Here is a 23119-nt window from a genome sequence, read left to right on the forward strand (position 1 = left end):
CATTGCGCAGCCCGCTTTCCGCATAAATGGGTTTCAAGAAAAAGGTGGTGACTCACGCTGTGCAGTTTAAAGGACGCACCGTGCTGGTTTTTGTCTTGCTGACCATGATGGCAAGCAGTTTGTTGACATTGATGATTGTGGATACAACTCCGCTTCAGCTGTGGAAGGAGAAAGCTTCAGGCAGCTCCGCGGCTTCGGCGGCTTCATCTTCGAGTCTGACGAGCAAGGATTTGAACAAAATCTCGACGACGTACCAGTTGATTGAGAGCAAGTATTTGAATCAGACTGACCATGACAAGCTGGTTAATGGGGCGATCAATGGGATGCTGGAATCATTGGAAGACCCGTTTACTGTGTACATGGATCAGAAAGAAGCCAAGCAATTTGATGAAAGTATTTCCTCGTCTTTCCAAGGCATTGGGGCCGAGGTTTCGATGGATGATGGCAAATTCGTCATCGTCTCTCCGATAAAAGGCTCTCCTGCCGAAAAAGCAGGAATTCAAGCCAACGATGTCATCGTTGCCGTGAATGGTGACAAATTGGACGGGCTCACACTCAATCAAGCCGTCATGAAAATTCGCGGCCCCAAAGGTACGCAGGCCAAGCTTGACTTGGTCCGTCAAGGTGTGGGCGACCCGATTCAGGTCATCGTTGTGCGCGATAACATTGATGTGGAAACGGTCTACGCCGAAATGCTGCCGGATCAGATCGGCAAGATTGAAATTCGCCAATTCTCGGCGAATACGGCAACCCGCTTTGCCGAAGAGCTGAAGAAGCTTGAGGGCAAAGGAATGAAAGGGCTTGTCATTGACGTGCGTAACGACCCAGGCGGTCTGCTGAACGTCGTCGTCGACATCGTGAATCCGTTCGTACAGAGCGGCAAGCCGATCGTTCAAGTTGAGAACCGCGACGGGAAGCGGGAGCCGACGCCATCAACCGGCAGCGGCAAGAATTACCCGGTTACGGTCTTGATTAATAAAGGCAGCGCCAGCGCATCGGAGATTTTGGCTGGAGCTTTCCAGGAAGCGGTGGGCAGTAAAATCATCGGGGAAACTTCCTATGGCAAAGGAACGGTTCAAGTGACGTTCGAGAAGGAAATGGGCGATGGTAGCAACATCAAGATGACGGTGTACAAATGGCTGACGCCAAACGGCAACTGGATTCATAAGAAAGGCATTCAGCCGGACATCACTATCGATCAGCCAGCTTACTTTAAGGCGGCCCCGCTGACTAAGAAGTCGGTGTTGAAGCCGGACACGACGAGCGACGATGTGAAAAATCTGCAATTGATGCTCACCGGACTTGGCTTCTCCACGGAGCGGACAGACGGTTACTATAATGACAATACGGTTACGGCTGTCAAAGCGTTCCAACGCACGAACGGATTGCCGATGACTGGCGAAGTGGATACCGATACGGCGAACAAGCTGGAAAAGGCGGTCTTAACGCAAATTCGCGATCCGAAGAATGATGCGCAGCTGAAAGCGGCTGTACAGGAATTGCAGAAAGAAATCGCGAAATAAACTTAGTTTGTTATTGGAAATGAGCGCTGTGCGGCAGGAAATAAAGCTCTGGAGTCGAATTGAAATAGGAAGGCTGCAAATGGAAGCGGCCTTCCTATTTCTTTTGTCAAGGAGCTCGAAAACTTATGGATCTGTTCGTTCAGTTCATGGAGAGATTTCTGGACGCTATATTGCAATTGGTTATGAACCCCTTTTACTATATAGGTATCCTTTTCATCGTTCTGCAATACCGCAAGCAGGTTCAACTGGAGCGTAAGCTTTTTCATACCAAGCTGCACTCTCTGGTCAATGAGACCTGGCGTACCGTATTGTGGGGCTGGATTGGAGGGTTGCTAGCCTCTGTGCTGATGCTCTTTATCGGCGTGACTGTGCAAGCGGAAGCCGTGCTGCTGCTGTGGGTCATAGCTGTGATCCTGTTAATCATAAGGGTTAGATTTCTATGTCTTGCCTATTCGGTCGGCATCTTAGGGGTTGCACACGCAGTAATCGGGTATCTTCCGAATATGGACAGCATGCAGAAAGCAGTACCTTTGCTCAAAATAATTACGGACGCAGATATACCGTCATTGTTGGCGATTGTGGCTGTCCTTCATCTTGTAGAAGGGCTGCTTGTAGGTGTTCAAGGCTCCCGTATGGCCAGCCCGCTATTCCTTGAAGGCAAGCGGGGTAAAATCATCGGCGGCTATCAGCTGCAAGGCTTTTGGCCGGTGCCGCTGTTCCTGCTGGTGCCGCTGGCAGGCGGAGCGCATGGCTTGCCTTGGGGGACGCTGTTCGGCACCAATCTGGCCGCCGGCTGGACGCTGCTGGCTTTTCCAGCGATGATCGGCTTCACCGAGCTGACGACGTCGAGGCTGCCAAAGATGCAGGCGCGGAACAATTCGAACCTGCTGTACATTTACGGAGCCATCCTGTTTGGAGCTGCCGCTGCGGCCCATTTCTGGTCTCTGTTCATCATCGTTGCAGCGCTGCTCAGCATCGCCTTGCACGAGGCGCTGATGGTGTATAACCGCATCGTTGAGTCCAGGCAAAAGCCTTATTACGTTCATTCCAATCAGGGGCTTACGGTGCTTGCCGTGGTTCCTGGCAGTCCGGCAGAAGCGATGGGCATTCAAATCGGCGAAAAGATTTACAAGGTCAACGGCCACAGGGTGGCCAGCAAAGCGGATATTCATGCCGCAATGCAGTTGAATGCCGCGTTTTGCAAGATTGAGGTGCTCGATGCTCGTGAAGAGGTGCGCTTCCTGCAGCGGGCAATCTACGCAGGAGACCATCATCAGCTTGGGATCATCTTGGCGCCAGACCAACAGGCTTTATATTACTTGGAGCAGAAGCCGCTGCATCTCTTTTCTTATTTGCGTGGCAAGCTGACCGGCGTGTTATCCAACGATACGGCCAAATCGAAACCTTTGTAAAGTAAAAAGCCCCGAATCTCCGCAGAGATTTGGGGCTTTTGGTTATTTCGCTGAATCTGTCGAATTAGCTTCATTCCGCAGCACGACAATCTCGACGCGCCGGTTTTTGGCGCGGTTGGCGTCGCTGTCATTGCTGACCTTAGGCATGGTATCGCCATAAGCGGTGGCAATGAATTTATGATCGTCCAAACCGGCTGTGTCGCTAAAATAACGAAGCACGGAAAGTGAACGGGCAAAGGAGAGTCCCCAATTATCCTTATAGGGATTGCCTGTTGCCAAGGGGATATCATCCGTATGGCCCTCGATGCTGACTTTACTGTTCAGCGTCGGGAAGAGCGAAGCGAGCTTCTGAAGAATAGCATAAGAGGCCGGCTTCAAATCCGCTTTACCTAGATCGAATAGGAATAAGTCGTTAAGCGTAATCTCTACGCCGCGCTGTGTATCGCTTGCGGATACTTGGGCTTGCAGGTTTTGATCGGTGATATAGGCTTGAACCTGCTTCAATAAATCCTGCAATTCCTTTTCGCGCTTTTCTTTTTCATTGTCATTCGGCTTGCTCTTATCGTGTTCTTCCTTTTGATCATCTTGATTATGCTGCGTGAAATCTTTGTCTTTGCTGTCAGCATCGCCTTGCTTCGGCGTCATCTGGCCGCTGATGCCATGGCCTTTGTCGAGGACGGAGTCCGCTTTCTGGAATTGCAGGTTCAAGGCTTGCGCCAGAACTTCATACTTCTGCGAGTCGACCTTGCTCATCGCATACATGATAATGAAAAACACAAGCAGAAGCGTGATTAAATCCGCATATGTGATGAGCCAACGCTCATGGTTGACGTGTTCTTCCTTCTTCTTACTTCTCCTCGCCATCATCAACACCTGCCTCTATCGGGTTCTTCGATGGTTTCTCATGGAGGAAGGAGGTCAGCTTTTTCTTGATCAGTTGAGGATTCTCACCGGCTTGCAGTGCAAGAATGCCCTCCAGCATCAATTCCATTTCAGAAACCATCTCTTTGCCGCGAAGCTTGATCTTGCTCGCAATTGGAAGATAGATCAGGTTGGCGCTCATAACACCATATAATGTAGCTGTAAAAGCAACCGCAATGGCAGGGCCCAGCTTGGATGGCTCATCCAGATTGCCGAGCACGTGAATGAGTCCCATGACCGTACCGATGATCCCCATAGTAGGCGCGTAGCCACCGCCGGCTTCAAATATCTTAGACATATGATCAAACTTATGTTCAATAGCGTCCATTTCCAACTCCAGAATTTGCCGCGTCAGTTCTGGATCCGTACCGTCTACGACCATCAACAGGCCGTCTTTCAAGAAAGGGTTCGGGTGCTCTTGAGCACGTTGCTCCAGTGCCAGCACGCCTTCTCTCCGGGCGACAGTGGCCATATCCACAAGCTCTTCGATTGTAGCAAGAGAGTCGCGCTGTTCTTGTTTGAAAGCGATGCGCAGCGCTTGCGGGATCTTGGCTAAGATCGAACCGGGAAAACTAACGGCGACGGCTCCGAACGTGCCCCCGAATACGATCAGCATAGCGCTTGGAATGACCAGGGAGCTAATATGCCCGCCATCCCAAAGATAACCGCCGATTAAACCTGCCAAACCTAAAACTAACCCCAAAATCGTTGTTAAATCCATGAACGTTCCACTCCTACATCAGCATGAGAAAAAAATGATTTGCAAGGTTTGCATTCTGATGAAAGCAGACAGACTGTAAGTATTGCCGTTTGCATCAAAAGTGCAAAAAGAGTATAATGGAAAAACGAGAACAAACATTCTTATGATCCGGAAAATATAAGTCTTCTCATGTTGTTGAAAGAAAATGCCGGAACTTCTATTTATTTATCGGAAATTGTAAAATGATATTTTATAGGATAAAAGTCCGATATATATTTCCATATTGTGGGTGATAATAATGAGTGACATTACGGTCAGTTCAAAAAAGTTTGAACTTGTTTCCGAGTTTGCTCCACAGGGCGATCAGCCCAAAGCCATTGAAGAAATTGTGCAAAGTATTCAGGCAGGCAACAGACATCAGACGTTGCTAGGCGCTACTGGAACCGGAAAAACGTTCACAGCGGCGCAAGTCATTGCAAAGCTGAACCGTCCCACTTTGATCATTGCACATAATAAAACATTAGCGGCGCAGCTGTGCAGCGAGTTTAAAGAATTTTTCCCCAATAATGCCGTCTCCTACTTCGTGAGCTATTATGACTACTACCAACCTGAAGCTTATATCCCGTCCTCCGACACTTACATCGAGAAAGATTCCAGTATTAATGAAGAAATCGACAAGCTTCGCCATTCAGCGACCAGCTCTCTGTTTGAGCGCCGTGATGTCATTATTGTCGCGAGCGTGTCGTGCATCTATGGTTTGGGATCGCCGCAGGAATACGGCTCTTTGCTGCTTTCTTTACGTGTGGGGATGGAGAAATCGCGCAATGAGATATTGCACCGTCTCGTGGATATTCAATATCAGCGCAACGATTTGAATTTTGTACGGGGCACGTTCCGCGTGCGTGGGGATGTTGTGGAAATTTTCCCGGCTTCGCATGGGGAACAGGCGGTTCGGGTAGAGCTGTTTGGCGATGAGATCGAGCGTATAACGGAAATTAATGTGCTTACCGGCGAGATTATCGGGGAACGCGAACATATTGCAATTTTCCCGGCGTCTCACTTCGTAACGCACGAAGATACGATGAAGCGGGCGCTTGTCAATATTGAGCGTGAGCTGGAAGAGCGGCTTGAGGAGCTGCGCGGACAAGGCAAGCTGTTAGAAGCGCAAAGGCTGGAGCAGCGGACCCGCTATGATATGGAGATGATGCAGGAGATGGGCTTCTGCTCCGGCATCGAGAACTATTCAGGACCGCTGACGTTCCGTGAACGTGGCGCTACGCCTTATACCTTAATTGATTATTTCCCGGATGACATGCTGTTCATCGTTGACGAGTCCCATGTCACGTTACCGCAAATCCGTGCGATGTACAACGGCGACAGAGCGCGCAAAGAGGTGCTTGTGGATCATGGCTTCCGCTTGCCGTCGGCTTTGGATAACAGGCCGCTGCGCTTTGAAGAATTTGAAGATAAGGTTAGTCAGATCTTATATGTGTCAGCTACACCGGGGCCTTATGAGCTTGAGCACTGCCCGACCATGATTCAACAGATCATTCGTCCGACGGGGCTTTTGGATCCGATTATTGACGTCAGGCCGACGAAAGGCCAGATTGACGACCTGTTGGCAGAAATTCAAGACCGCATCCGCAAAGATGAGAGGGTTTTGGTGACGACCTTAACGAAAAAGATGGCGGAAGATTTAACCGACTATTTTAAAGAAATCGGAATTAAAGTGCGCTATTTGCACTCTGATATCAAAACGTTTGAGCGGATGCAAATATTGCGCGATCTGCGATTGGGCACCTTCCATGTTCTCGTCGGGATCAACCTGTTGAGGGAAGGGCTCGACTTGCCGGAAGTATCGCTGGTGGCCATTCTCGATGCGGATAAAGAAGGATTCCTGCGCGCGGAGCGCTCCCTGATTCAGACGATAGGCCGGGCGGCACGTAATGCGAACGGCCGAGTCATTATGTACGGGGATAAGATTACCGATTCCATGGAAAAGGCGATCCGCGAGACCTCCCGCCGTCGGACCATTCAAGAAGCCTATAATGAACAGCATGGCATTACACCTCAGACCATTGCGAAGAAAGTTCGCGATGTGATCGAGGCGACAAAAGTGGCTGAGCAGAAGGCGGATTATTTGACTGAAGTGAAGGGTGCCAAAATATCCAAGAAGGATCGGGCTTCGCTCATCGAGCGTTTGGAAGCGGAGATGAAAGAAGCTGCCAAGAATCTGCAGTTTGAGCGCGCCGCCGAGCTGCGTGATGCGATTATGGAAATGAAGGCTGACGCTTAATATAGAAGGATGTTGAAGATAAAGGGTTAGGAGAGGAAGAAACGACGTGTCCAGAGATAATATCGTGATTAAAGGAGCGAGAGCTCATAATCTGAAAAACATCGACGTGACGATACCCCGCGATAAATTTGTCGTACTGACCGGGCTGAGCGGGTCGGGCAAATCATCGCTTGCCTTTGATACGATCTATGCGGAGGGGCAGCGCAGGTATGTAGAGTCGCTGTCCGCCTACGCGAGACAGTTCCTGGGACAGATGGATAAGCCGGATGTAGACTCAATTGAAGGCTTGTCACCGGCGATTTCAATCGACCAAAAGACGACGAGCCGCAATCCTCGCTCAACTGTCGGTACGGTGACGGAGATTTACGATTATTTGCGTCTTTTGTTTGCGCGAATCGGGCGGCCGCATTGCCCGACGCACGGCATCGAAATTACGTCACAGACCGTGGAACAAATGGTTGACCGGATTATGGAGTACCCGGAGCGGACCAAGCTGCAAATTCTTGCCCCGCTGATTTCCGGGCGCAAAGGCGAACATGCGAAGCTGCTGGCTGATACGCAGAAGCAAGGGTTCGTGCGGGTGCGCGTTAACGGGGAAACCCTTGATCTTTCGGAGAAAATTGAGCTCGACAAAAACAAGAAGCACACGATCGAGGTTGTCGTGGACCGGATCGTCGTGAAGGACGATGTGCATGCCCGTCTGGCCGACTCCCTGGAGACGGCTTTAAAACTTGCTAACGGCCGCGTCATTGTCGATGTCATTGATAAGGAAGAGCTGCTGTTCAGCCAGAACTTGGCTTGTCCCGTATGTGGGTTCAGCATTGAGGAGCTGGCTCCGAGAATGTTCTCATTCAACAGCCCTTTCGGGGCCTGTACGGAATGTGACGGATTAGGCAGCCAAATGATCGTTGACCCTGATTTGCTCGTGCCGGATAACAAGCTCACGATTGAAGAAGGAGCTTTTGAAGCATGGGCAGGCAGCACGTCGAACTATTACCCGCAGTTTTTGGCGGCGGTATGTGTGCATTATAATATTCCACGCAACATGCCTGTTTCGGAACTGACGAGCGAGCAGATGAAGGTCATCCTGTATGGTACAGGCGGCGAGAAAATCCGTTTCCGCTATGAGAACGATATGGGCGCGACCAAAGAAGCGCTAGTACCGTTTGAAGGGATTATCCGCAATCTGGAGCGTAGATATAAGGATACATTTTCAGAGGGTATTCGCGAACATATAGAGACTTATATGAGCACGAAGCCGTGCCCGAAATGCAAAGGGCAGCGCTTGAAGCCGGAAACGCTGGCAGTCACTATCAACGGCAAGAATATTGCGCATGCAACAGCGCTATCGATCGGTGAGGCCGATGAGTGGTTCAAATCGTTGAACCTGACGGAGAAAGAGTTGACGATCTCCAATTTAATCCTGAAGGAAATTCGCGCGCGTCTTGGGTTCCTCGTCAATGTGGGACTGGATTATTTGACGATGCATCGCGCCGCGGGCACATTATCTGGCGGCGAGGCTCAGCGGATTCGCTTGGCCACACAGATCGGCTCCAGCTTGATGGGCGTACTCTACATCTTGGACGAGCCGAGCATCGGTTTGCATCAGCGCGATAACACGAGATTGATTCAGACGCTTGAACATATGCGTAATCTCGGTAATACGCTGATTGTCGTCGAACATGACGAGGATACCATGATGGCCGCCGATTATATCATCGACATCGGTCCTGGCGCAGGTATCCATGGCGGTCGGGTTATCGCGCAAGGTACACCGCAGGAGCTGATGGAAGATCCGAATTCGTTGACAGGCCAGTATCTCAGCGGCAAGCGATTTATTCCGATTCCAGCGGAGCGCCGCAAGTCGAATGGCAAGTGGTTAGAGGTGAAAGGCGCCAAAGAGAACAATCTACGCAACGTGTCGGCGAAGATCCCCCTGGGCGTATTCACTTGTGTGACAGGCGTCTCCGGCTCAGGCAAAAGTACGTTGATTAACGAGATTTTGTTCAAAACATTGGCGCGTGATTTGAACGGGGCCAAAGTTCGCCCTGGTGAGTATAAAGAATTTGTCGGTCTGGAGCATGTCGACAAGGTGATTGATATTGACCAGTCGCCGATCGGTCGTACGCCGCGCTCCAACCCGGCCACCTATACAGGCGTATTCGACGATATCCGGGATGTCTATGCGAATACGAACGAAGCCAAGGTGCGAGGCTATAAGAAAGGCCGCTTTAGCTTTAATGTGAAAGGCGGCCGCTGTGAAGCCTGCCGTGGCGACGGTATTATCAAGATCGAGATGCACTTCCTGCCCGATGTCTATGTGCCATGCGAAGTGTGCAAAGGCAAGCGCTATAACCGGGAGACCCTTGAAGTGAAATACAAGGGTAAGAGCATTTCGGAAGTGTTGGAGATGACGATTGAAGATGGCTGCGAGTTCTTCAAGAACTTGCCGAGAATTCATCGGAAATTAACAACACTGCTCGATGTAGGGCTGGGCTACATGACGCTTGGACAGCCGGCTACGACGCTGTCCGGGGGCGAAGCCCAGCGTGTGAAGCTTGCGGCGGAGCTGTACCGCCGCAGCACAGGCAAGACGATCTATATCCTGGATGAGCCTACGACAGGGCTGCATATTCACGATATCGATCGTCTGCTGAAAGTGCTCCACCGCCTCGTCGAGAGCGGTGAGTCCGTGTTGGTCATCGAGCATAACCTCGATGTCATTAAGACGGCTGACCATATCATTGATCTAGGTCCGGAAGGCGGCAGCCGCGGCGGACAGATCATCGCGACGGGTACGCCGGAAGATGTGGTGAAAGTGGCCGGATCTTACACAGGCCAGTACTTGAAGCCGATTCTCGAGCGGGATCGCGAACGGTCGAATAATGATGCCAAACGACTTGAATTGATTGAAGACGCGGTAGGCTAGAGTTGATAGAGCAAGGTCATCTAAGGCGTTACAGCGCCTGGTGCTCTTGCTCTTTTTATGACGAGCGCCCGCGAATGATGTTATAAAGATGCGCGGAGTTGGACATTTTATACTTACGAGGCAGGTTTTGAGGACGTGCGCTTGCTTGAAATTGATGGAAAACGTGACAAACTTGTTACACATCGAGGGAAATACTTGCATCTCTTGTCTAATCAAGCTAACATAGAAATAAAATAGCAGGACGTGTGCCTTGCACCGAGTTACGATGAGGAGGATTCACCATGTTATTTGCGGCAGAAGAAGCGGCAGTATCTACAAGTACGTATACGAGTTTTGATATCTACGTATTGATTTTCACGGCAATCATCGCGATTGGTTTCATTAGGCAGTTAATTATGCCTAAGAAGAACTTCTTCGCTATAGGTTTTGCAGCTATTGCTTTGATTGTATTCGCTATCATGGATGTTGTGATGATCAAAGGCTGGTAAGCACGAATCACTTCCGAATTCAAAACGTAAGAAAGCCCGCGGCTCTGATCTGAAGATCGGAAACTGCGGGCTTTTTATTTGGCTTAAGGAATTATACCCACCACATGTCGCCAAGCGGTTCTTTGATAAGCACTTGCTGTAGGTTAGCTACAGCTTTAGAGAAGCCTTCCTCCACGGACATTAAGCCGTCTTCGTGCTCAATGCTGACAACATAGTCATAACCGACAAGACGCAACGCGCTGATAATATCAGCCCAAGTCTTAAGGTCATGACCGAAACCAACGGAACGGAACTGCCAAGCGCGGTCCAGCATGTTGGAGTAGGACTGCATGTCCGTCACACCATAACGGTTCACGTTAATTGGATCAATTGTCGTGTCTTTGGCATGGAAGTGATGGATCGCGCCGACACGGCCAAGAATTTGAACCGCTTGTACCGGATCGATACCTTGCCACCACATGTGGCTCGGATCCAAGTTCGCGCCAATGACATCGCCAGCTGCTTCGCGGAGGCGAAGGAGTGTTGCCGGAGTATGTACGGAGAAACCGCCATGCAGTTCAAGACCAATCTTGATACCGCGGTCAGAAGCGTATTTACCTGTCTCTGTCCAGTAAGGAATGACTTTGTTCGTCCACTGCCAGTCCAAAATTTCTTGGAAATCGTTTGGCCAAGGCGCTACCGGCCAGTTCGGATACTTGGCATCCTCGTGGTCGCCAGGGCAGCCGGAGAATGTGTTCACAACAGGCACTTCTAAACGCTCTGCCAGGTCAATCGTACGAATGATAGCATCGTGAAAATCTTTGGCAATATGTTTTTGCGGATGTAGCGGGTTGCCATGAACGCTAAGTGCACTAATAGTCAGCCCGCGGGATTCGACTGCGCGTTTGAAAGCTTTCAGCTTGCCTTCATCTGCTAGAAGCTCTTCCGGTTTACAATGTGCGTCGCCCGGGTAGCCGCCTGTGCCGATCTCTACGGCATCCAAGCCTTTGGACGCGATATAATCCAATGCTTCTTCAAAAGGTTTACCACCAAATAGAACCATAAATACGCCTAACTTCATTACGGACACCTCCATTTATAGGTAAAAGAACCCTTACAAATTATAACACTCTCGCTAGCTAAAATGAAGCAAGCCCTTATAAATCCGCAGAACGGTTTCGTAATTGGAACTGTAAATAATGACCGAGAAGGTGACCAATGCTTGGGTGACGAAGCAGCGGAAGTAAAAATACGTTTTCGACACCTTCTTTTTATTGACGGTTGTAATTTTCAACAAGTTCTCAATCGCTATAATAACACCGTGGTATAAGCCATAGAGGAAATACAGCCAGGTGAATCCATGCCAAAGTCCCATCAGAACCATAATGAGCACGGAGAGCCCGGCAGCGACCCAGCGGGACGGTACAGAACGAGAGAAGAACATGAAGATGTGATCTCGGAAAAAGTCCCCCAGCGTCGCGTGCCAATTGCGCCAAAACTGTGTCATGGTTGGGGAGAGGAACGGACGCTTAAAGTTCTCAGGCATCGTGTAGCCCATGAGACGGCCGAAGCCAATCGCCATGTCCGAGTAACCGGAGAAATCAAAATAGATCACGGCATAGAACCATACGAGCAAAAACAACGATTGATGCGTATGCAGATCCTGCTTCAGCACGTGATCGAAAATACCGGTCATCCAGGTGACGACGACGATCTTTTTGAACATGCCGAGTATAATCCGTTTGATGCTGTCTTCAAATAACGCGGCGTCGACTGTGTAAGGCTTCTTGCTATCAGCCATGAAATCGCGAAATTTTAGAATCGGACCCGATGTGAAGGTCGGCACAAATAAAATATAATTCGCATAATCGATGAGCGGAACCTGACCGTCTTTTCCGAAGAAATAAGCGAAATAGTAGGAGTCGATTACTTTTAGCACATTATAAATGAGTCCTAGATAGATGATGGCGTCGAACAATGGATTATGCAGAACATCCATGACATACAGCCGCACACCAAGGAAGACACCGACAACATTCGCGGCGATGCCGAAAATGAAGGTCGCTTTTCGCCAGAGCGCAGTCCGGCATAAATAAACAAAACCACCATAGTTGATAAGCGTATAAGCGGCATAGAACAGACAAAGCTTCTTGCTGAACAGCAGCAAAAAGCACAGATTGAAAATGATCATGAGGACGCGTTTATTTGCCGACCATTTGCGTGTGAGCATGAGAACGGCAATCATTCCAGCCATAGCAACGATTGCGTTCATATTCATATAAAACATAGCTGTAGAACTCCTCGCTAGAACTTCTCATAGATAAACAAGCCCTTACCGGTGAAATAAACGAAAACCAGATAAAGCATGCCCAGATAGATTAGGATTTCGACGGTTTTTTTAATGAATTTAACCATGCGTCAACCTCCTTCGTGAACACTGGAGCCCCATCCTCGCGATTTAAGTGCACGAGATCGTGGAAATACTGCGGATCATACGTGTGCATCAAATCAAGTACTGGCACATTCGCTGCCTGCAGCTGGCGGTTGACTTCTTGCTTCAGCGGAGCTACATAGGGCGGATCAGGATAAGCCTTGTTATACGGCATCCAAACCACGCGCAGCGGAAGCTGATGCTCGCCTGCATAGCGAATGATATAGCCGAGTGCTTCGAGGTTGGCTGAAAAATCTTTGAGCGTCATGGCGCCGAAACGTTTGTTATAATCGTCCCATTTGCTTTGCAGATAAGCATTGTCCTGGCGGCCGGGGTATAATTCCTTATCGATCCAGCGCGGCTGGTATTCGAGGCTGCCTTTGGCCAAATTTTTAACGAACTCTTCGCCCGAATCGCGAAAATAATCGCGGTACGTATACACATAAGGCTGATACCAAGGCTTGAACCATTGATAAGTCGGATCGGTCTCCAGGGCATCAATCATGGTATGGACATCAATGCCGACGACAAGCTCATCCTTCACCTGATAGAGATCGCGTTTTAAAATTTGCTCCAGATCCGTCAGCTTCCCGTAAGAAAGTCCCATTTCGACGAGACGGTCTGTCGACTTCTCTTCGATATAGGCGCCGGTCACAGACGAATTACCGAAGAAAACCGGTCCCGATTGGGACCAGTTATGATGGTAGAGCGTTTTGGTAAAGTCATTTTTATAAAAGCGGCGCGAGCTGACCATCGGGTTCCACCAAGCGATCAACTGGTCGGAAATGATCAGTGCCAACAGAAGGCCGAGCACAAAGCTATTTTTTTTGAAAAAAGCGGCTGCTTTCACAGATTATCACTCATTATCCGGTTAGATTGTATGGAGCGAGGCGCTTACAGCGCCTTCTCCTGCCAAGCATGGTATTGCTCGCGGAAAGCGGCTGGCCATTGCTGTTCATCCAAGCTATATTGCGCCAGGAAAGCAAATGCCCAACGCTCGATACCGAAGCCTACACAGCCAGTCACGGCATTCCGCTTGCCCATTTTGATATTAAAAGCATTGCCGAACGTATTGCTGTGGAAATTGACGGAGCTGCAGGCAATCGACTTCTTCAAGTGCGGAATCGTCAAACGCAGCTCGTATTTCATTTCTTGATTACGTTGGAAAGAAGCTTTTACTTGGAAGTCATTGGTGAAAAATGGATCATTAGCGATTTCCAGCAAGCTGTCGACATTCCATTCAACGGCAAGCTCTTTCAAATATTCGATCGATTTCAAACGGTTTTCTTTCACGAAGTCAGGCTTGCCGACGAAAATAATTTCCCGCATGGAGAAGTCGAGCAAACGGCCGAAATCGGTATGATTTTTCGATTCGAAGCGATGGCACTTGGCGATGGCTGTGACAACAACTCCTTCGCCTTCCAAGGTCTCGTCTTGTAAGCCTTCGTAGCAGTGATAGCAAGTGGAAGGATTCATGGTAAAGTTTGGCTTCGGCATGTTGCGGTCAAGCTCTAAAGCATGGTCTTTATTCCAGCCGCCTGCTTCACGGATCGTTTGCGAGAAAGATTCAATCACATCCAGATCCTCACGCAGGTGCGTCAAAAAGTGGATATGCTCCGGGAACGAGGTGAAGTGATTCGTTTTGTTCAGCGTTTCGGCATGAATCACCGCGGGATAGTGCTCCTCCTGTAAGCCTTCGAAGCGCTTGGCAATCTTCGTAACGAAGGAGTAGTCCAAGAATCGCATCAGGCTGGAGAAAGGCTCGCGGAAAATAAACAGTCCAGGCTCCAGCACTTTGATCGCTTTGCGTTCAATCAACTCTGCGATAATATCGCCTTCATAAGGCGTGTCCACTTTGTGCTCGAACAAAATGTTTTCCTTAAAGCCAAAGTCGCCCTTGGAGAAGCGCTCGATCAGACGCTCAACGCGCTCGATAATTGGCGTGTCGCCCGCTGGCGAGTGATGCTTGATATGAAGATGGCCATCTGCGATAAAAATATCATCGATATGCTCATCGACGAAGGCGGAGGCATATTTAACTTGTCCATGCTGGCTTTCAGCCAGTTTTTCTAAAGAAATCTTACATTCCATCTTTCGTTACCTCGCTGTCTTCTTCGAAATAAATTCAGCAATCTCGCGAACCGTGTTCATCGAATAGAGCATCAGATCCTGATTGGTCACTTGAATGCCATACGTTTTCTCGATATGCGCGATGAGTGCGGTAGCACCGATTGAATCGATAAAGCCATAGTCGAACAGATGGACGTCGACGCCGAAGTCATCATCGTCCTCTTCGATTTCGTAACGCTCGCGGATGTGCTGTTCAAGCTGGGACAATAGTTCTTCATTGGACATGTGGCAAAGCCTCCTAGACAAGATAAGTAAAAGAAATGAAGGCGGGATTAAGGGGCCAGCGCCTTCTTCAATGTGAACGTTATGGAATCTCCGTAACGGGTAATTGTATATGTGTGCGCCTGGCTATCGTGCTCGACAGTCGCGTCGCCCAGACCTTCGAATTGAAGCTCTTGCGGGCTGTAAAACTTGAGCTGCTGCAATCCTGCGGCATTCAAGCGAATCTTCCTGCTTGCGTTGTCGCCAGTCATCGTGAACGGAACATTGGCCCGGACCAGATGCAACCGATCCTTAACCGGCTGAATGCCGATAGAAGCAGCTTTAGGAAGGCCGATATAGATCCGGTTATCCTGAGATGTGTAAATATCAGAGTCGCTCTCCAGCGAATATTGAGCCAGCTTCTCGCCCTTATCAATCACGACGCCCAGCGTATTCGCGTAATCGCCGGCTAAGCTCGGCACGTTTCCAATACTTGGCGTTATCGTTGCATGCCAATGCGGGGTGCCATGACCCATGCGGTCTTTCAGTTTGTTCCATATATAGGATGCCCAAGATTGGCTGATATGGACGTCGCTTTTCATTGCGGTTAAGAACGACTGCGCCATTTGGGTCTCGGTCATAAAATTATAATCGTACTTGGTACGGACTTTATTAAAATAATCGGCAAACTGTGTTAAATCGGCAATCTTCGCCGGTTCGGGAAAATGGTACTCGATGTGTTCGAAATAATCAATCGGCATATCCAACTTCACCATCGAATCGAAAATGTCGGTCGTCGAGTAATCCCCTGTCCGCAGTACCGGTGTCGGTGTGTGCACAAGCATCGTCTGGTCGGTGCTGCCCTGCTGATCCTCCAAGAGAAAGGGGAGCGACCAGATTGCCTCCGGTCTTGACAGCACTTGTGAGTGCGAAGCCAGGAAGCCGAAGTTATACCACATGCGGGATTGCTGTTCATTCTGCAGGGTCTGCAGGCGATCATCATTATTAATCCGCCATGTATGCTGGTTCGTTCCCGGATGCAGCCAAGGAATGCCAAGCTTATCAAAAGCTTGCTTGTGCAGGGCGACTTCCGTACGTTCCTCCTCGGTGCTCTCGTAATTGTGCACATATACATGCGGGTTCAAATCCAGATTATGCTCTTTGGCATATTGAATAAAAGCTTTCAGCTGCTCCGGATACGGAAACTTCGGATCATCGATTGCGACAGGCGAACCGAACTCAACACCGCCGATGATGAGATCCTCGTTGCCGTCATGATTGACGTCCAACCAGAGCGGAACAGAGTAATGCCCAGCGACAATCGCATGGTTGCCGACCTGGTTGAGGCTTGCGCCTTCCAAGGGACCTTGTGCCGTCCAAGTGCCATTGGCGTCTTGCAGGTACACTTGGAGGTCCCCGTCATTGCTCCCGACCACAAGATCCGGTCGGCCGTCGCCGTTCATGTCACGCACCGCCGGAGCGGCGTGCGTGTCGCCGTTAGGCAGCGTAAGGATGACGCGGCCGCTTTGCAGCGTCAGGGCGTTCGTGCTGCTGCCCGGGTATAACCACACGCGTCCATCGGCGCCGCCCAGGACGAGGTCGAGCTTGCCGTCGCCGTTCACGTCGGCGACGGCTGCCGCAGCTGGCCCACCGCCGGGCAGCTGCAGAGGCTTCCCGCCCGCATTTACAGCGGCGGGCGGTCCAAACTTGCCGCCGGCGAGCTGCGGCAGCATCCATACCGCGCCGGACTCGTCGGAGACGATGAGATCCGGGCGCGCATCCCCGTTCACGTCTGCCGCGTGAACGGTCGTGTAAGGGCCGAGCTGGAGCGGCTTGCCCGACGCCAGCATCAGCTTCTCCGCGGCGCCGAACGTGTCGGGCAGCGCCGCGCCTGCCGGCGGCGGCTCACTGGCGTATGCCGCCGGATTCGGCCCTTGATTCGTGTAGACGTACACGAATCCGTCCGCGCTGCCGGCCAGCAGATCTGTGCGGCCGTCGCCGTTCACATCCGCCGCGGCTGGATACGCGCGGTAGGGCAGCTCGATCGCGCTGGCCAGATCGCGATACTGCGGGAACAGCGCCTGGCGCAGCGGCTTGCCGTCCGCCATGAGATGGAGGCCGCTCGCGTAGCCCGAGCCCGGCAGCTCACCGGCGAACTTCGGCTGCGCGTTCGTTCCCGTATTAAGCTGCACCGTCATGCTCTCGCGCCACTGGCCCCAATAGAAGGCGTTGCGCACGAGTGTGAACGAAGGGATCTCCTGATACTTCTTAAGCAGCTCCGCCCAAGCGATGCCGTCTTTTTGCGCGATAGCCGGCATCGCCTCAAAATGGTTCTGAAAGGCCATTGCCGGCCGCCCGTATGGGCCGAGCACTTTGCGCATGCTGTAGCCGAGCTTGTCCTTGGAGACATAGGCCAGCAGTTCGCTGCGGTACTGCATGTTGGCTGCGGCGAAGGAGAAGTCAAAATAAGGCTCCAACGGCAGATCCCTTTTGTTGAAGTAAGTCGTCCCGGGCACAGGCTTGCTCTCAGCTTTATATTGAGCCGCCAGCTGGCTGAAGCCCTGGGCAGGATCCATCCCGCTTTGCATATCATAGCCCGTCAAGAAGTAGCGGTTCGGCAAAAAGTTGCTGCTGATGAGGACCGAGCCGTGACCGACATGGTGCACCAAGCTGAGGGCAACTTCATTCAGCATGACGACTGCTTGCCCGGATGAAGGCGTAAATGCGTAGCCCCATTGCAAGCCAGGCAGCGTCTCTAGCGGGTTATGTTTGAAATAACTGTCGCTAAACAAACGGAACGTTTGCTGAACGCCTTGCACGTTATAAGGCACTTGCGGATAAGCGAACCCCGGTACGCCTGATTTCGGGATGGAGGCCGAGGTCTTCAAATCGATCACCTGACCAGCGCCGAGAAAATCCGCGGGAAAGCTGGTTGCAAACCCGTTTTCCAATAACAAATGACCACCGTGCGCCACGAATTGCATCAGTTTGGAGCTTTGTTCAGACCAGTTGTTGTCCTTGGCCAGGGCGGGGTCAACATAAATCACGTCATACTTGTATAACTTGCTTGCTGATAATGCATGCAGATCCTGCCGTTCAAGCTGAACGCCGGCCTGCAGCGTTTGGGTGAAGTTTCCGTAGGCTGCTGAGTCAAAGGTGCTTCCGCCCGTCGCATAGAGGAGCTTGATACCGTCTACTTTGGAAACAAAGAAAAGAAATGAAATGAAAATCGTGATGCTGAGCACTGCAACAGTTAACAGCTGCGGCAAACGAAATTTCGACAAATCCAACGGAATCCCTCAATTGCTATTAATGGTAACTATCCTCGACATTATAGCATTTATAAGGGGCTTTGTTAACTTTTACACAGGCGGCGTTTGTCGGAAAATGGGTAGTTATGCAAAGTCTGCTGCGCGCACTCAAGCCCTAGCTTCCGATTCTTCCATCTGGTACACTAAGGAGAAGACTTTTTAGATTGAAAGGATATGCTGCCATGCGTACGATACGCAGAGAAGATATAGAATTGCTGGCCCCAGCGGGGGATTGGGATTGTTTAAGAGCGGCTGTCGCCAATGGTGCGAATGCCGTATTTTTTGGTGTGGAGAAGTTCAATGCCCGTGCACGCGCTCATAACTTTACGATGGACGAGCTGCCGGAAATTATGTCGTTCCTTCATTTATATGGCGTCAAAGGCTTTTTGACGTTCAACATCCTTGTATTCGAGGAAGAGTTGAAGGATGCGAAGGAGCTTATCGATGCTTGTGTGGATGCAGGCGTAGATGCCGTAATCGTGCAAGATTTGGGCTTGGTGAAAATGATTCGCGAGATTTCGCCGGACTTCCCGATTCACGGTTCGACACAGATGACGATTACTTCGCCGGAAGCGGTTGAGTTTACGAAGCCTTTTGACATTGAGCGTGTCGTCTTGGGGCGCGAAAATAACTTGAAACAAATTAAGCAAATCGGTGATCAAGCCAAGCTGCCGATGGAAGTTTTTGTACACGGAGCACTGTGCGTATCCTATTCAGGTCAATGTCTGACATCGGAGATGTGGGGCGGCCGCTCGGCGAACCGTGGAGAGTGCGCTCAGGCCTGCCGCTTGCCATACGATTTGATGGTGGATGGCGAGCAGAAGCCGATGGGCGATATCGCTTATCTGCTGTCGCCGAAGGATTTGGCTGCGCTGGAGCTGGTGCCTGAACTAATTGAAGCGGGCGTGACGTCGTTCAAGATCGAGGGCCGTCTGAAAAGCCCTGAGTATGTAGCTAACGTCGTAAGCAAATATCGCCGCGCGATTGACCGTTATTTCGACGGTGAGAATCCGCGTCCGACGAAGGAAGAGCTGCGCGAGCTGGAGCAAAGCTTTTCGCGCGGGTTTACAGTTGGTTTCCTCAAAGGAACCAACAATAAGCAGCTCGTCGAGGGGACTTATCCGAAGAGCCGTGGAGTGTTCGTCGGCCGCGTGAAGCAGATTTTGCGCGACGGAGTTGTCGTTGAGCTGGAAGCGCCGGTGAAGCGTGGTGACGGAATCGTGTTCGACGCCGGTGATCCGACGAAGAAGGAAGAGGGCGGCCGAATCTATGACCTGCGCCGCAAAGGCAATAAGCTGGAAGGCGAAGCCGAGGGCGGGCTTATCGAGGTCATTCCCGGCCGCAACGATGTGAATTTGAACCGTCTGCATGTCGGAGACCGTGTGTGGAAGACGAACGATCCGCATCTGGACAAGCGTCTGCGCCAGTCCTTCGAAACGGATAAGCCGTACCGGACGTTCCCGGTCAGCGTGAAAGTGAGCGGCGCTTTGGGCGAGCCGCTCAAAAGCTGGTGGACGGACGTACAAGGCGGTCACACCGTGTTTGTGCAATCCGAGCTTCCGCTGGAACAGGCGCAGAAGCGTCCGATGGACGAACAGCTGTTCCATGAACAGTTCGGACGTTTGGGCGGTACGATTTATGAGCTGGAACAACTGGATGTCCAGTTGGCCGGCGAGCTCATCGTACCGATGCGCGAGCTGAACAGCATGCGCCGCCAAGCTGTTGAATTGATGGAAGATGAGCGCCAGAAGCCGCGCATGTATATCAAGCGTGATGTCGGCGTGTACGACGATGTTGCAAAGCCTGCTGACAGCCTCGTTCAGCCTGCGGCTGAAGAAGTGCAGCTGACTGCGCTTTGCCGCAATCTGGAGCAGGTCATGGCTGTGCTGGAAACAGATGTGAATTTCATTTACGCGGATTTTGAATTTATTAAGCAGTTCCCTGCAGCAGTGGAAGCTGTTCATGCGGCTGGCCGCAAGATTGCGCTGGTGACACCGCGCATTCACATGCCAGGGGAAGTCGGCTATTTCAATAATATTTTGAAGCTGGGGCCGGATGCCGTCCTGGTGCGCAATACAGGTGCTGTCTACTATTTCCTGAAGCAGCAATGGGAAAATCCGAACGGACCGAAGCCGCAATTGATCGGTGATTTCTCCTTGAATATCGCCAATCATAAGACAGCAGCCTTGTTCCTGGAAGCGGGATTGTCAAAGGTGACCCCTTCCTACGATTTGAACATTCAGCAGATGGTCGATCTGCTGCGCCGTTCTGACACGTCCAACTTGGAAGTTGTCATCCATCAGCATATGCCGATGTTCCACACCGAGCATTGCGTATATTGTACGTTCCTCAGCGAAGGCACGAATTATACGAACTGTGGGCGCCCTTGCGAAGAGCACCGCGTTTCCTTGCAGGACCGCGTTGGGATGTCGCATCCGGTGCGCGTAGATGAAGGCTGCCGGAACACGGTGTACAACGCGATTGATCAATCCGGTGCGGAGTATTTGAGCCATTTTATGGACCTTGGCATCCGTTCGTTCCGGATCGAGTTCCTGGAAGAGTCGCCGGAGAAAGTGCAGGAGATTATTGGTCTGTACCGCCGGGCGATTCGCGGTGAGATCAGCGGCACGCAAGTGTGGAAATCGCTGAAAGCGACCAACCAGCTTGGCGTTACGCGCGGGCAACTGGTGAAATAAAGATATGGGGAGGAGCTAAACGCTTGAGGCGTTTAGCTCCTTTTTGTTTTTTGCCGTACATGTTTGATGTAAAAACTCCCTCGCAGGGGAGCTAATAGCCCCGCAGAATGTGGAGTAGATAGCCCGGGATAGCTTGGCGACGGGCGGAGCTCTTTTCGCTCTAGGGGTTCAAATAGCAGGACTACCCCTCATGCTAAAGCAAATATTCTTCCGGTTATTACATATTTGCACATGTTCGATACATTTGTTCACAATTTAGACACAATATTTTAATCTTTTTTTCAGATTCGTTTAATGTTGGTTTATTGTTGCGCAGGTATAGTGATGATGGTTTATAGGTACGAAAGTTGAAAGTTGAAAGATGAATGTTACGAATGGAGGATCTTCGATGCTTGAGGTCAAACAAGTCAGCAAGCTGTACGAAAATGAGCGCGGCGTGCACAATATCGATTTCTCGATGCAGCGCGGTGAGATCGTCGGCTTCTTGGGCCCTAACGGTGCTGGCAAAACGACGACAATGCGCATGATTACGGGATATCTCAATCCGACCCGCGGACAAATCTTAGTGGATGGCTTATCCATGGCCGACCACCCGAAAAAAGCGCGGCGCAAGATCGGCTATTTGCCGGAAACCCCGCCGCTTTATCCGGAAATGACCGTGCAGTCTTATTTGCGCTTTATTGCTAATTTGCGTGATGTCCCTGCACGGGAACAAAAGCTTCGCGTGGCCGAGGTCATTGACAAGCTGGGCCTGCAGGGGCGCGAGAAGCAGGTCATCCGCGCTCTCTCCAAGGGCTACAAGCAGCGCCTTGGCTTAGCGCAGGCGATCCTGCACAAGCCGGATCTGCTGATCCTGGACGAGCCCACCTCCGGTCTCGACCCGAAGCAGATCATCGAAATCCGCCAGCTCATTCACGAGCTGGGTGAGAACCATACCGTGCTGCTGAGCACGCATATTTTGCCGGAAATTAACGCGATCTGTAACCGCGTTCTTATGATTAACCAAGGCCGCGTCGTCCTGGACGAGCATCCGGAAAATCTTGGCCGCTCGATGGGCGAGACGTTCGAGGTATCGCTCGAGGTCAAAGGACCGCGCGAGCAGATTCTGTCCGAGCTGCGCAGCATGGAAGCCGTCGCAGACGTTAAGGAGCTTGGCGGCTCCGAAGCTCCGGCGCAAGCGGACGAGGACGCTTCCGTGAAGCTGCTGCTCACGTCAGCGGACCGCTCCGACATTCGTGAAGCGGTGTTTTTCCGGCTAGCCCAAGCGGGTTACCCGATTCTCGAAATGAAGCGGGAGAGCCTCAGCCTGGAGGATATCTTCCTCAAGCTGACGACGGACGAGCCGTCTGAGGCTCAAGGCGATCATGACGAGGAGGTGGCGGCTGATGCGTAGAATATGGGCGATCTGCTCCAAAGAGCTGCAGATGTATTTCTTTTCGCCGATTGCTTACGTAGCGTTTGCCTTCTATGTTTTGCTATCGAGCTTCTTCTTCTACGTCAACTTTGTGAATGGGCAGCCGCCGATTGTCGATGCACGTTCTGTTGTCGGCAATACGACTTTTGTGTATCTGTTCATCATTCCACTTTTGACCATGCGTCTTGTAGCGGATGAGTTCCGCCAAGGTACGGACGAGCTGCTGCTCACATCCCCTGCGGGCATTAGTGAGATCGTTATCGGCAAGTACTTGTCTACTTTGGTTGTACAAGTAGGACTTGTCTTAGTCAGCTTGATTTATCCGCTGATTATGTCAGCCTTCGGCCAGCTGGATAAGCCGGTGATGTGGCTATCTTATTTGAGCATGTTTTTGCTGGGCTGCGCGATGATGGCTGTCGGTTTATTCGCTTCAAGCTTGACGAACAATCAGATGGTCGGCGGTATCGCAGGCTTCGTTATTTTGCTGCTGCTATGGTTGCTGGATTGGTTCAGCGACGGCTTTGGCGGCAAGCTTAAAGAATGGGTCAGCCAATTCTCCCTGACCAGTCACTTGTCGAATATGCAAAAGGGCGTTCTGCATGGCGGCGACATCCTCTTTTATATCACGTTAGCAGCTGTGTTCCTTGTTCTTAGCATTCAAGTTCTAGAAAGAAAGCGTTGGAGGTGA

16 protein-coding genes are annotated in these 23119 nt (G+C 51.0%); 8 read left to right on the forward strand and 8 right to left on the reverse strand.

The annotated features are described in order from the left end of the window. The first annotated feature begins 59 nt into the window (after positions 1-59). Entirely contained in the window at positions 60-1523 is a 1464-nt protein-coding gene (locus O9139_RS25595; protein WP_270884594.1) for a S41 family peptidase, read from the forward strand. A gap of 125 nt (positions 1524-1648) precedes the next feature. Then, positions 1649-2935 carry a PDZ domain-containing protein gene (locus O9139_RS25600; protein ID WP_270884595.1) on the forward strand — a complete coding sequence of 429 codons (1287 nt, stop codon included), beginning with the start codon at positions 1649-1651 and terminating at the stop codon, positions 2933-2935. 42 nt (positions 2936-2977) lie between these two features. On the opposite strand, the gene O9139_RS25605 is transcribed toward O9139_RS25600, so the two are convergent. Together O9139_RS25605 and O9139_RS25610 are read right to left on the reverse strand one after the other, a co-directional pair. Then, positions 2978-3799 (reverse strand): flagellar motor protein MotB, encoded by an 822-nt coding sequence (locus O9139_RS25605; RefSeq protein ID WP_270884628.1) that lies wholly within the window; start codon positions 3797-3799, stop codon positions 2978-2980. Next, positions 3783-4577: a flagellar motor protein gene (locus tag O9139_RS25610; protein ID WP_270884596.1), complete on the reverse strand. Its 795-nt coding sequence runs from the start codon at positions 4575-4577 to the stop codon at positions 3783-3785. Before O9139_RS25610 ends, O9139_RS25605 begins: the two co-directional genes overlap by 17 nt. Positions 4578-4854: 277 nt before the next feature. On the opposite strand from O9139_RS25610, the gene uvrB reads away from it, so the two are divergent. The 3 genes from uvrB to O9139_RS25625 all read left to right on the forward strand — a co-directional run bounded on the left by uvrB (position 4855) and on the right by O9139_RS25625 (position 10269). After that, on the forward strand, positions 4855-6852 hold the full coding sequence (gene uvrB / locus O9139_RS25615) for an excinuclease ABC subunit UvrB (RefSeq protein ID WP_270884597.1): 1998 nt from the start codon (positions 4855-4857) through the stop codon (positions 6850-6852). Positions 6853-6898: 46 nt separating this feature from the next. Then, positions 6899-9781 carry an excinuclease ABC subunit UvrA gene (gene uvrA / locus O9139_RS25620; RefSeq protein WP_270884598.1) on the forward strand — a complete coding sequence of 961 codons (2883 nt, stop codon included), beginning with the start codon at positions 6899-6901 and terminating at the stop codon, positions 9779-9781. Positions 9782-10062: 281 nt separating this feature from the next. Continuing rightward, positions 10063-10269 carry a hypothetical protein gene (locus O9139_RS25625; protein ID WP_270884599.1) on the forward strand — a complete coding sequence of 69 codons (207 nt, stop codon included), beginning with the start codon at positions 10063-10065 and terminating at the stop codon, positions 10267-10269. Positions 10270-10360: 91 nt separating this feature from the next. On the opposite strand, the gene O9139_RS25630 is transcribed toward O9139_RS25625, so the two are convergent. From O9139_RS25630 to O9139_RS25655, 6 genes are all read right to left on the reverse strand, one after another. Further along, positions 10361-11329: a sugar phosphate isomerase/epimerase family protein gene (locus tag O9139_RS25630; protein WP_270884600.1), complete on the reverse strand. Its 969-nt coding sequence runs from the start codon at positions 11327-11329 to the stop codon at positions 10361-10363. 54 nt (positions 11330-11383) lie between these two features. Continuing rightward, on the reverse strand, positions 11384-12535 hold the full coding sequence (locus tag O9139_RS25635) for an MBOAT family O-acyltransferase (RefSeq protein WP_270884601.1): 1152 nt from the start codon (positions 12533-12535) through the stop codon (positions 11384-11386). 91 nt (positions 12536-12626) lie between these two features. Continuing rightward, a complete protein-coding gene (locus O9139_RS25640; protein ID WP_270884602.1) occupies positions 12627-13529 on the reverse strand; it encodes a hypothetical protein in 903 nt (300 codons plus the stop codon). 44 nt (positions 13530-13573) lie between these two features. Then, positions 13574-14770, reverse strand: a complete 1197-nt coding sequence (locus O9139_RS25645; RefSeq protein WP_270884603.1) for a class-II aminoacyl-tRNA synthetase family protein — start codon at positions 14768-14770, stop codon at positions 13574-13576. A gap of 6 nt (positions 14771-14776) precedes the next feature. After that, a complete protein-coding gene (locus O9139_RS25650) occupies positions 14777-15034 on the reverse strand; it encodes an acyl carrier protein (protein ID WP_270884604.1) in 258 nt (85 codons plus the stop codon). Between the two features lie 47 nt (positions 15035-15081). Next, entirely contained in the window at positions 15082-18294 is a 3213-nt protein-coding gene (locus tag O9139_RS25655; RefSeq protein WP_270884605.1) for an FG-GAP repeat domain-containing protein, read from the reverse strand. Between the two features lie 209 nt (positions 18295-18503). Here O9139_RS25655 and O9139_RS25660 point away from each other — a divergent pair, with 209 nt between their 5' ends. The 3 genes from O9139_RS25660 (at position 18504) to O9139_RS25670 (ending at position 23119) form a co-directional block, all read left to right on the forward strand. Continuing rightward, positions 18504-21017, forward strand: a complete 2514-nt coding sequence (locus O9139_RS25660; protein WP_270884606.1) for a DUF3656 domain-containing U32 family peptidase — start codon at positions 18504-18506, stop codon at positions 21015-21017. Between the two features lie 388 nt (positions 21018-21405). Further along, positions 21406-22410, forward strand: coding sequence for an ABC transporter ATP-binding protein (locus O9139_RS25665; RefSeq protein WP_270884607.1), 1005 nt, complete (start codon positions 21406-21408; stop codon positions 22408-22410). Next, the gene (locus tag O9139_RS25670) at positions 22403-23119 is read left to right on the forward strand and encodes an ABC transporter permease subunit (protein ID WP_270884608.1); all 717 of its coding nucleotides are present in this window, start codon (positions 22403-22405) and stop codon (positions 23117-23119) included. The genes O9139_RS25665 and O9139_RS25670 overlap by 8 nt, the downstream gene beginning before the upstream one ends.

The sequence above is a fragment of the Paenibacillus aestuarii genome, from assembly GCF_027789125.1.
GTDB classification, from domain to species: Bacteria; Bacillota; Bacilli; order Paenibacillales; family NBRC-103111; genus Paenibacillus_E; species Paenibacillus_E aestuarii.

Excerpts from the sequence above, each read along its gene's own strand:
- O9139_RS25600 (WP_270884595.1), top strand. The coding sequence starts at position 1,649 with ATGGATCTGTTCGTTCAGTTCATGGAGAGATTTCTGGACGCTATATTG.
- O9139_RS25605 (WP_270884628.1), bottom strand. The coding sequence starts at position 3,799 with ATGGCGAGGAGAAGTAAGAAGAAGGAAGAACACGTCAACCATGAGCGT.
- O9139_RS25610 (WP_270884596.1), bottom strand. The coding sequence starts at position 4,577 with ATGGATTTAACAACGATTTTGGGGTTAGTTTTAGGTTTGGCAGGTTTA.
- uvrB (WP_270884597.1), top strand. The coding sequence starts at position 4,855 with ATGAGTGACATTACGGTCAGTTCAAAAAAGTTTGAACTTGTTTCCGAG.
- O9139_RS25625 (WP_270884599.1), top strand. The coding sequence starts at position 10,063 with ATGTTATTTGCGGCAGAAGAAGCGGCAGTATCTACAAGTACGTATACG.
- O9139_RS25630 (WP_270884600.1), bottom strand. The coding sequence starts at position 11,329 with ATGAAGTTAGGCGTATTTATGGTTCTATTTGGTGGTAAACCTTTTGAA.
- O9139_RS25635 (WP_270884601.1), bottom strand. The coding sequence starts at position 12,535 with ATGTTTTATATGAATATGAACGCAATCGTTGCTATGGCTGGAATGATT.
- O9139_RS25645 (WP_270884603.1), bottom strand. The coding sequence starts at position 14,770 with ATGGAATGTAAGATTTCTTTAGAAAAACTGGCTGAAAGCCAGCATGGA.
- O9139_RS25650 (WP_270884604.1), bottom strand. The coding sequence starts at position 15,034 with ATGTCCAATGAAGAACTATTGTCCCAGCTTGAACAGCACATCCGCGAG.
- O9139_RS25660 (WP_270884606.1), top strand. The coding sequence starts at position 18,504 with ATGCGTACGATACGCAGAGAAGATATAGAATTGCTGGCCCCAGCGGGG.
- O9139_RS25665 (WP_270884607.1), top strand. The coding sequence starts at position 21,406 with ATGCTTGAGGTCAAACAAGTCAGCAAGCTGTACGAAAATGAGCGCGGC.
- O9139_RS25670 (WP_270884608.1), top strand. The coding sequence starts at position 22,403 with ATGCGTAGAATATGGGCGATCTGCTCCAAAGAGCTGCAGATGTATTTC.